Below are 8,980 nucleotides of genomic sequence, written 5' to 3'. Positions count from 1 at the left end.
GACCGATATCGCACGCAGCCAGGTGCCTCGGTGAAGTCGGTGGCGGCCTTGTCGACGTCGGCCACGTCGAACGCGTCGCGGTCCAGCGGCCGGATCGTCGGTCCTTTGTGGATGTGGATGTTGCGGATCCCGAGTTCCTGGCAGGTCTCCAAGTACCGGTAGGTCCACGGGTCGTCCAGCTTGTAGCCGCGCGAATCGCCGTGCCACTCGGCGGTGTAGAGCTTGACGCCCTTGAGCCCGAACCGCTCGGCGTCGCGCCGCAGCTGGTCCAGTCCGGCCTGTTCGAAGCGAGGGTCCCAGCAGTGGTTGTAGGTGAGCTTGTCCGGGTACCGCTGCGCGAGTGAGAAGGCCTCCTCGGTCTGCCCGAACCCGTTGCGGTAGAAGGCGCCGAGGTGCGCCGGCTGGAAGATGGCGTGGTCGACGTAGCCGTCGTCGAACAGGTCCCGCAGGAGGCGCTCGCCGCCGTAGTAGAGGTACTCCTCGTACGGCCACACCTCCGATTCCGGGCTCAGGTTGCGGTGGTAGTCGTAGAAGCAGTCGATGAACTGCTTGCCGTGGATGTTGAGCTGGTTGTCGGGACGTGCGTCCCAGAGCGCGACGTGGGCGTCGACGATGAAGTAGTCCTCGCCGTCCTTGCTGTACATGTGCACCCTCCCGTACGTGGCGGCTGTGGCACGTCGGGTCCGAACGCTAGGGCGATCGGGCAGCACCGGGGAGCCCGCGGCTGTCTCAGTTTGAGACACGCACACCGGTGAAGCTCGGCGCTCCTAGCACTACCGTGGCTGGGGTCGGCGCAACGATGCGTCCCCGTGGAGGCCGGAATGACCGAACGCGCACCCCACCCGGACCCAGCGGCGTGCCTCACCGGGCACGGCCGGATCGCTCCACGCCTGCGCGCCTCCTGGCGGCGCAGCGAGCGCTACGGGCTCACCGCCGACGAGATGCGCCCGGCGTTCACCGGTGCGGTGGACACCGATTCGCTGCTGTACGAATGCGGCCACGAGGTGCTCCGGGGCCTGCAGGCGACGCTGGCCAACGAACCGGTCAGCATGATGGTGACCGACAGCGACGGCCTGGTGCTGAGCAGGTTGTGCGACGACACCGCGATCAACCGGTCCCTCGACCGCGTCCACCTCGCCCCTGGCTTCTACTTCGGCGAGCGCAACGCGGGCACCAACGGGCTCGGCCTCGCGCTGGCCGACCGCGCGCCGTCGCTGGTGCGCGCCGACGAGCACTACTGCACCAGCCTGCAGGGCTACACCTGCGCCGCCGCGCCCGTCCTGGACCCGGTCAACGGCGGAGTCGCCGGCAGCATCAACCTCACCACCTGGTCGGATTCGTCCTCCGAGCTCCTGCTCGCGCTGGCCCAGTCGGCGGCCGGGAACACCGCCGCGCTGATGCTGGCGCGCAGCACCGGGCGCAAGATCCGCCCGATGCCGCGCGGGGCGGTGTTCCGCGTCTACGCCGACCGCCTCCAGCGAACCGGCACCACCTGCACCGCGCTGTCGCCCGCGTGGACCAACGCGGTCGCGCAGGCGCGCGCGGCGTTCCAGCACGGCCTGGGCGTCGCCGTCGTCGGTGAGCCGGGCGCGGGCAAGACCGCGCTGGCCGCCCTCGCCCGCCGGGAGCTGCGGCGCGAGCGCGTGCTCAGCGTCCGGCCCCCGGCGCCGGAGGAGGTCGACTCCTGGATGGCGCTGTGGACGCCTGAACTGGGCAAGGACTGCACCTGCATCATCGTCTCCGCGGTGGAGGCCCTCCCCGCTTGGGCCACGACCGAACTCGCGCGGCTGCTGACCGCGGCGCGACGCTGGTCCGACGGGCCGGCACCGTTCGTCATCACCGCCGAGACGGACTCCGCGATCCCCGAGGAGCTGCACCCGTTGATCGATGCGGTGGTCGAGGCGCCCGCCCTGCGCACCCGGCCCGACGACGTCCTGCCCCTGGCCCACCACTTCGCCCGCCAGGACTGGAGGCGCGACGCGAGCTTCACCCCGGCAGCGGCCCGGGCGCTGACCGCCTACGACTGGCCGGGCAACGTCCGCCAGCTCCGCGAAGCGATGCGGGCGGCCGCGTCGGGCGCCCGCACGGTCGACCTGCACCACCTCCCGGCCGAGGTCTTCACCAGCCCGGGCCGCCCGCTGACCCGGCTCCAGCTGGTGGAGCGCGACGAGATCATCCGCTGCCTGACCGAACCCGGTCGCACCATCGCCCAAGCCGCGGTCGAACTGGGCGTCGGACGAGCGACGATCTACCGCAAGATGGCCCAGTACCGCATCAAGATCCCGGAGCAGGGCCCGAACCGCTGACGACGAACGGACCCGTCCACAGGGGACGAACTGGTTTCCGGTGCGCTCTGCCGGGTCCGGGGTGGCGGGCGGTTCTGGTCTGCACGAAAATCGTGGCGTCATGAGTGAATCCGACGTGCAGCTTTCACCGATGGGGTTGTCGCACCTGGCCGGCGTGCTCGAGCTCGGCAACCAGGTCTTCGACGTGTCCGCGATGCCCTACACCTCGTGGTCGTTGTCCAGCGTGGCCGTCCACCTGGACGCCCAGCCGGACGCGTGCTGGGTCGCCGAAGCCGACGGCGAGGTGGCCGGTTTCGTGCTCGGCTCCCTTTCCTACGACGAGCGCGCGGACTGGGGGTACGTGGAGTGGCTCGCCGTCGCGCCCGACCACCAGGGCAAGGGGCTGGCCAGGACTCTGCTGGAGGAGTCCTGCGCAGCGCTGTTCGCGGCGGGCGCGACGAGGATCATCACCGACGTCGAGCAGACGAACACGGCTTCGGCTCAGCTCATGCAGCGGTGCGGCTTCAACGACAGCGTCACCGTCACGCTGTTCGTCCGCCACGCGCCCGCCGAGGGCGACAGCTCCAAGCAGAGCCGGTCGCGGGCACACCCCACCGACCCGGCCAAGGCGCGACTGCACGCGGCCGCCCGCAAGTCCGAACGGGACTAGTACCGCACCGCCCATGACGGGCGGTTCCTCCACAAGAGACGGTCGCGGGGCCGGTCGCGGGAAAGGACGACCGGCCCCGGACTGCGTCAGACCCGTTCGAGACAGGTCATGATCACGTAGCGGAGCTGGCCGAAGTGGTCGACCGGGTACCACCGGTTGCTCGGCTGGCTGCCGCACGCCGGCCCGTACTCACCACCCGTCACCGGCAGCGCGGTGACCAGGATCCGGTCATCGGTCTGCATCTGGCCGACCGACGTGGCACCGGGATCGGGCCGGGTCCGGATGTTCACGCCGTCCCCGTACGCGCGGTACCACGCGGGAAATCCATCCGCCATCTCGAGTTCCTCCCCAGTTGGACCGTCGATGCGGGGCCAGTCTCCCGAGCCACCGCCGGAACCGCGTCGGTTTCGTCCGGTGTCACCCGCACGGAGCAGCCGACCGCCGGCGCCGATTGAAGATGAACGATATCCACTCGCATTTCCCGAAATGAATTCCGAAAGCGCGAATCAGGTCGACGAATCAAAAGTAGCCGACCGAAAACACCTCACCGATCCGAGTGAAAACGACCGACGAGGCGATCACCCGTTCATCTGTATATACCCAAAAAGGCGCCGCATAGACTCGGGCATCGATCCAGTTCGCCACCTGCGAGAACATCGCGATCACGCAGCACGCCGGCACCCCCGCCGACCAATGCCCCACCACCCGACACCAGATCCAGATCTCGCGGAGGAACGTCGCGATTCGACGTCCCGGGCGGAGGTCGTGCTGCCCGCTGAACGGCGGCTGGAATTCGCCGAACAGAATCCACCCACGGGAGGTTCGTGACGTGTCGTCACCCGCTGCCGAACAGTTCTCTTCCCTGCAGACCCGCGCGGCGCGGCTGCTCGCGACCACGACGAAGACGCCGCCGCAGATGCAGTCCATCAGCTCCCGGAACCTGCTCCGGCAGCTCCCGTGGCTCACCGTCTCCAGCGGCACGTACCGGGTGAACCGGCGCCTGCAGATCAAGGTCGGGCGCGGTCGCGTGTCGTTCGTCCAGGAGGGCACCGACGTCCGCATCATCCCGGAAACCCTCACCGAGCTCTCCGCTCTGCGCGGCTACACCGACGTCGACGTGCTCACCCGCCTCGCCGGGATGTTCACGGTCCGCCAGGTCACGCCGGGCGAAGTGCTCGCGGCGGAGGGCAGTCCGATCCGGGAGGTCTTCGTCGTCGCGCACGGCCGCATCGAGCGGCTGGCGACCGGCGAGTACGGCACCGTCGACCACCTGGGCGTGATCACCGACGGCGATCAGGTCGGCGACGAGGCGGTCGGGGTCGACGACCCGACCTGGTCGGCGACGCTGCGGTGCGCCACCGCCGGCACGATCATGGTCCTGAACTGGGACGCCTTGCGCGATCTGCTCGGCTCCGAGGAGAGCCTGCGCACGCACCTGGAGGACTTCGCGCGGCGCCGCTCGCTCCCGCAGAACCGGCGGGGCGAAGCCGAGATCGCGCTGTCCGCCGGGCACCTGGGCGAGGCGCAGCTGCCCGGCACGTTCGTCGACTACGAGCTCGGCCCGCGCGAGTACGAGCTGTCGCTGACGCAGACGGTCCTGCAGGTCCACACCCGCGTCGCCGACCTCTACAACGACCCGATGAACCAGGTCGAGGAGCAGCTGCGGCTCACCGCGGAGGAGGTCCGCGAGACCCAGGAGCGCGAACTGCTGCACCACCCGGACTTCGGGCTGCTGAACAACACCGCCTACGACCAGCGGATCTCCACCCGCACCGGCCCGCCCACGCCCGACGACCTGGACGACCTGCTGTCCATGCGCCGCTCGACGGACGCGTTCTTCGCGCATCCCAAGGCGATCACGGCGTTCCTGCGGGAGTGCAACAAGCGCGGGATCGCGGTCGACGCGACCACCCAGGAGAACGGGTCGAAAGCCCTTTCCTGGCGCGGGATCCCGGTCTACCCGCTGGGCAAGATCGGCCTCTCCGACCACAACACCACCTCGATCATCGCCATGCGCCGCGGCGAGGAGAAGCAGGGCGTCGTCGGGTTGCAGCCCGCCGAGCTGCCCGACCAGGTGCAGCCCGGGATGAACGTGCGGTTCATGGGCATCACCGACCAGGCCATCCTGCGCTACCTGGTGACCGCCTACTACAGCGTCGCGCCGCTGGTCCCGGACGCGGTCGGGCTGCTGGAGCACGTCGAGATCGGCCGGGCGGACACCTGATGATCGAGCTCATCGCGCACGAAACACCGGTCCCCGTCCAGCAGCGGCACACCGGTGGCGTTCAGGGGACCAGCGCGTGCACCGCACCGGGAACGCAGCGGCGGACCACCGTCCTGCACTGCCCGCCGGCCCCGCCCGAGCGCCCCGAGGCCGCCGCGGAGATCAACAGCCGCGTCGTCGCGTGGATGACCGGACTCGGGCTGGGCAGCGCGGAGAACGTCGAGGGCGTCTACAAGCACGATCCGGGGCGCGGAATCACGTTGTGCCACCCCGGAAGCCAGGACGTCGACCGGATGACGGCGGCGGGCAAGATGATCGTCGCCGAGACCGCCGTGGACGACTACTTCTGCGAGACCAACAGCCGCCGCGACGCCAACGACCAGACCATCGGACCGAACCTGTCGCTGGCGCAGTCGGCGATCGACGCGCCGTGCCTGACCCCGGACTACCAAGCGCTGTGGGAGGAGCAGCGCTCCGGCCACCCGGTGCTGCGCGCCCAGCACGAGGCCTTCGACGACCTCAAGCGGATCAGCAGCCCGGCGCAGGCCCAGCGCACGCGGCACGACATCGCCCAGCTCTACCTCGGGTACAACGCCGAGAACGGGTGGCGGATGGCCAACCGCCTGCCGCCGGTCTGGCAGTACCTGGCCAACCGCCAGATGAACTCGTTCCGCCCGTGCCTGGACCTCACCGATGTGCTCGACGGCTACGAGCTCCCCGACGAGCTGCACACCCACCCGCTGGTGCAGGACTGCACCGCGCGGGCGTCGCTGATCGCCACCCTGCACAACGACCTCGCCTCCTGCGAGCGCGAGATCCGCGAGCACGGCCTGCCGTTCAACCTGCCGGCCGTGATCGCCGCCGAGGAGCAGCTCCCGCTCGACGAGGCGTTCATCAAGGCCTGCGAGGTGCACAACGAGCTGATCCGGGCCTTCGAGGACGACACCGAACGCGCCACCGCCGCTCTTCCCGATCCGGTGGTCGCCCGCTTCCTGACCGGGCTGTGGGCCTGGATCGCCGGAAGCCGCCACTGGCACTTCACCACCGCCCGCCACAACGCGTGAGAGGACCCGAGCGATGACCGAGACCATCCACCAGAACGGCACCGCCGCCAGCATCTACCAGGGCAGCGTCGCGGACTACTGGAACCGGGAGGCCAACCCGGTCAACCTCGAGCTGGGCGAGGTCGACGGCTACTTCCACCACCACTACGGCATCGGCGATCCGGACTGGTCGGTCACCGGCGGTGATCCGGCGACCGCCCGCGAGCGCATCACCGCCGAACTGCACCGGCTGGAGACCCAGCAGGCCGACCTGCTGCTCGGCCACCTCGGGGAGGTCGGGCCGGAGCACCGGATCATGGACGCCGGGTGCGGTCGCGGGGGCAGCTCGTTCATGGCCCACGAGCGGTTCGGCTGCGCGGTGGACGGGATCTCCATCTCCCGCAAGCAGGTGGACTTCGCCAACGCGCAGGCCCAGCAGCGCGGGGTGTCCGACCGGGTCGTGTTCCACCAGCTCAACATGCTCGACACCGGCTTCGACACCGGCAGCATGCGCGCCATCTGGAACAACGAGTCCACCATGTACACCGATCTGGGAGACCTGTTCGCCGAGCACTCCCGGCTGCTCTCGCGCGGCGGGCGGTACGTGACGATCACCGGTTGCTACAACGACGTCTACGGGCTGCCCTCGCGGGCGGTGTCCACCATCAACGCGCACTACATCTGCGACATCCACCCCCGCTCGGGCTACTTCCGCGCGATGGCCGAGAACCGGCTGGTGCCCACCGCGGTGGTCGACCTGACCGGGGCGACGCTGCCGTACTGGCGGCTGCGCGCGAAGTCGCCGCTGGTCACGGGCATCGAGGACGCGTTCATCGAAGCCTACGAGAGCGGCGCCTTCCAGTACTTGCTCATCGCCGCCGACCGCGTCTAAGAACCTGCCTTCGAACTCGTTCTGCGTGGCGGCGCAAGCGCCGAGGGTGGGCTACTCGCCTGACGGCGAATCAAAGCACAAGATCGAAAACCAGGATCGAAGACAAGCTCTAAGGCAGGCATGGTGGACCTGGACGAGATCCGCGCCGAGGTCGACTCGGCGCTCGCGGGGTTCTTCGACCGCACGACCCTGGCCGGCGGGGTCGAACCGCACTCCGACGACATGATCGAGGTGATCGAGGGGTTCGTGCTGACCGGCGGCAAGCGCATCCGCCCCGTGCTGTGCATCCTCGGCTGGCTGGCCGCCGATCCGCGACCCCGCTGCCGAGCACCGCTGATCGGACTGGCCGCCGGGCTGGAGATGTTCCACGCCGCCATCCTGATCCACGACGACGTGGTGGACCGGTCCGCGACGCGGCGGGGCAGGCCGACCGTGCACCGCGTCATGGCCGGCCTCCGCTCCGGCGGTTCCCCGCAGGACGACGAGTGGTTCGGCAACTGCGCGGCGATCGTGCTCGGCGACCTCGCGCTGGCCTGGGCCGACAAGCTCACCTGCCAGCAGCTCAGCGCCGAGCAGCTCGGCCGGGTGCTGCCGCAGATCGCGCAGATGCGCCACGAGGTCACCATCGGCCAGTTCCTGGACCTGCACTCGGCGGGCGCCGGGTCCTCCGACGCGGACCTGGCCGAGATGATCATCCGCTACAAGACCGCCTACTACACCGTGTACCGGCCGTTGTCGATCGGCGCCGCGGCGGGCGACGCCTCCCGCGAGGTGACTCGGGCGCTGCACCACTACGGCATGCCGGTGGGCAAGGCCTTCCAGCTCCGCGACGACCTGCTGGGCCTGTTCGGCGATCCGCAGGTCACCGGCAAACCGATCACCGACGACGCCACGGCGGGCAAGCACACCGCGCTCATCGCCCACGCCCGCACCGCTGCGAGCCCGTCACAAGCGGTGAAACTGGCGCAGCTGTGGGGCAAACCCGACATCACCGAGTCCGAAGTGGACGTCGTGCGGGACATCCTGTCCGCAACCGGAACAGTCCGCACCGCGGAACACCTCATCGCCGAGCACCACCGCGCAGCGCTGGCCGCGCTCGACAGCCCGCACCTGCCCACCGAGGTGGCCGATGCGCTGCGCACCGTCGCCGACCGAGCTGTGGAGCGTGACCGATGACGAAACGAGTTCTGCTCGCCGCGCCGCGCGGCTGCTGCGCCGGCGTGGACCGGGCCATCGAAGCGGTGGAGAACGCCCTGGCCAGGTGGGGACCACCGGTGTACGTGCGACATCAGATCGTGCACAACACGCACGTCATCGCCGCGCTCGAGGCGCGCGGAGCGGTCTTCGTCGAAGACGTCGCGGAAGTGCCGGAGGGGGCGCGGATCATCTTCTCCGCGCACGGCGTCTCCCCCGCCGTGCACACCGCGGCCGCCACCCGGCAGCTCGAGGTGATCGACGCGACGTGCCCGCTGGTGACCAAGGTGCACCGGGAGGCGGTGCGGTTCGCCGACGACGGGTACGCGGTCCTGCTGATCGGGCACGCCGGCCACCAGGAGATCATCGGCATCCTGGGCGAGGCCCCGGAGTCGATCCAGCTGGTCGAGACCACCGACGATGCGGCTTCGGTCGAGGTGCCCGACCCCGGCCGGGTGGTGTGGCTGTGCCAGACCACGCTGGCCATCGACGATGCGATGGGGATCGTCGACGTTCTCCGGCGCCGCTTCCCGGACCTCGCGGACCCGCCGTCGGACGACATCTGCTTCGCCACCCAGAACCGCCAGACCGCCGTCAAATCGATCGCGCCGCGCTGCGACGTCGTCCTGGTGGTCGGCTCCCCCACCTCCTCCAACTCCAAGCGCCTGGTGG

General features: G+C 69.8%; 10 protein-coding genes. 7 read left to right on the top strand and 3 right to left on the bottom strand.

The window, feature by feature from the left end; translation table 11 throughout:
- Nucleotides 1-644 (bottom strand): amidohydrolase family protein (locus ABTZ89_RS30870; RefSeq protein ID WP_351051315.1); only part of this gene is annotated, 644 nt, incomplete at its 3' end.
- A gap of 177 nt (nt 645-821) precedes the next feature.
- Here ABTZ89_RS30870 and ABTZ89_RS30865 point away from each other — a divergent pair.
- Together ABTZ89_RS30865 and ABTZ89_RS30860 are read left to right on the top strand one after the other, a co-directional pair.
- Entirely contained in the window at nt 822-2,306 is a 1,485-nt protein-coding gene (locus ABTZ89_RS30865) for an AAA-type ATPase lid domain-containing protein (protein ID WP_351051312.1), read from the top strand.
- Nucleotides 2,307-2,406: 100 nt separating this feature from the next.
- Nucleotides 2,407-2,955: a GNAT family N-acetyltransferase gene (locus ABTZ89_RS30860; RefSeq protein ID WP_270949228.1), complete on the top strand. Its 549-nt coding sequence runs from the start codon at nt 2,407-2,409 to the stop codon at nt 2,953-2,955.
- 86 nt (nt 2,956-3,041) lie between these two features.
- On the opposite strand, the gene ABTZ89_RS30855 is transcribed toward ABTZ89_RS30860, so the two are convergent.
- Together ABTZ89_RS30855 and ABTZ89_RS30850 are read right to left on the bottom strand one after the other, a co-directional pair.
- Entirely contained in the window at nt 3,042-3,290 is a 249-nt protein-coding gene (locus ABTZ89_RS30855) for a hypothetical protein (protein ID WP_351051310.1), read from the bottom strand.
- Nucleotides 3,291-3,474: 184 nt separating this feature from the next.
- Nucleotides 3,475-3,882, bottom strand: coding sequence for a hypothetical protein (locus ABTZ89_RS30850; protein ID WP_351051307.1), 408 nt, complete (start codon nt 3,880-3,882; stop codon nt 3,475-3,477).
- Here ABTZ89_RS30850 and ABTZ89_RS30845 point away from each other — a divergent pair.
- The 5 genes from ABTZ89_RS30845 to ispH form a co-directional block, all read left to right on the top strand.
- Entirely contained in the window at nt 3,872-5,179 is a 1,308-nt protein-coding gene (locus tag ABTZ89_RS30845; protein WP_270949225.1) for a family 2B encapsulin nanocompartment shell protein, read from the top strand. The two genes, ABTZ89_RS30850 and ABTZ89_RS30845, sit on opposite strands and share 11 nt — an antisense overlap.
- Entirely contained in the window at nt 5,179-6,243 is a 1,065-nt protein-coding gene (locus ABTZ89_RS30840; RefSeq protein WP_351051304.1) for a family 2 encapsulin nanocompartment cargo protein terpene cyclase, read from the top strand. The genes ABTZ89_RS30845 and ABTZ89_RS30840 overlap by 1 nt, the downstream gene beginning before the upstream one ends.
- Before the next feature lie 13 nt (nt 6,244-6,256).
- A complete protein-coding gene (locus tag ABTZ89_RS30835; protein WP_270949223.1) occupies nt 6,257-7,114 on the top strand; it encodes a geranyl diphosphate 2-C-methyltransferase in 858 nt (285 codons plus the stop codon).
- Nucleotides 7,115-7,234: 120 nt separating this feature from the next.
- A complete protein-coding gene (locus ABTZ89_RS30830; protein WP_351051301.1) occupies nt 7,235-8,290 on the top strand; it encodes a polyprenyl synthetase family protein in 1,056 nt (351 codons plus the stop codon).
- A partial coding sequence (gene ispH / locus ABTZ89_RS30825; protein ID WP_351051298.1) for a 4-hydroxy-3-methylbut-2-enyl diphosphate reductase occupies nt 8,287-8,980 on the top strand: 694 nt, incomplete at its 3' end. The genes ABTZ89_RS30830 and ispH, both read left to right, overlap by 4 nt.

It is taken from the genome of Saccharopolyspora sp. NPDC002686 (assembly GCF_040295745.1).
Classification (GTDB): domain Bacteria; phylum Actinomycetota; class Actinomycetes; order Mycobacteriales; family Pseudonocardiaceae; genus Saccharopolyspora; species Saccharopolyspora oryzae.
This window is presented reverse-complemented; position numbering and strand designations above follow the sequence as displayed.

What these genes read in the sequence shown, in the direction of transcription:
- ABTZ89_RS30865 (WP_351051312.1), top strand. Translation starts at nt 822, where the DNA reads ATGACCGAACGCGCACCCCACCCGGACCCAGCGGCGTGCCTCACCGGG.
- ABTZ89_RS30860 (WP_270949228.1), top strand. Translation starts at nt 2,407, where the DNA reads ATGAGTGAATCCGACGTGCAGCTTTCACCGATGGGGTTGTCGCACCTG.
- ABTZ89_RS30855 (WP_351051310.1), bottom strand. Translation starts at nt 3,290, where the DNA reads ATGGCGGATGGATTTCCCGCGTGGTACCGCGCGTACGGGGACGGCGTG.
- ABTZ89_RS30845 (WP_270949225.1), top strand. Translation starts at nt 3,872, where the DNA reads ATGCAGTCCATCAGCTCCCGGAACCTGCTCCGGCAGCTCCCGTGGCTC.
- ABTZ89_RS30850 (WP_351051307.1), bottom strand. Translation starts at nt 3,882, where the DNA reads ATGGACTGCATCTGCGGCGGCGTCTTCGTCGTGGTCGCGAGCAGCCGC.
- ABTZ89_RS30840 (WP_351051304.1), top strand. Translation starts at nt 5,179, where the DNA reads ATGATCGAGCTCATCGCGCACGAAACACCGGTCCCCGTCCAGCAGCGG.
- ABTZ89_RS30835 (WP_270949223.1), top strand. Translation starts at nt 6,257, where the DNA reads ATGACCGAGACCATCCACCAGAACGGCACCGCCGCCAGCATCTACCAG.
- ABTZ89_RS30830 (WP_351051301.1), top strand. Translation starts at nt 7,235, where the DNA reads ATGGTGGACCTGGACGAGATCCGCGCCGAGGTCGACTCGGCGCTCGCG.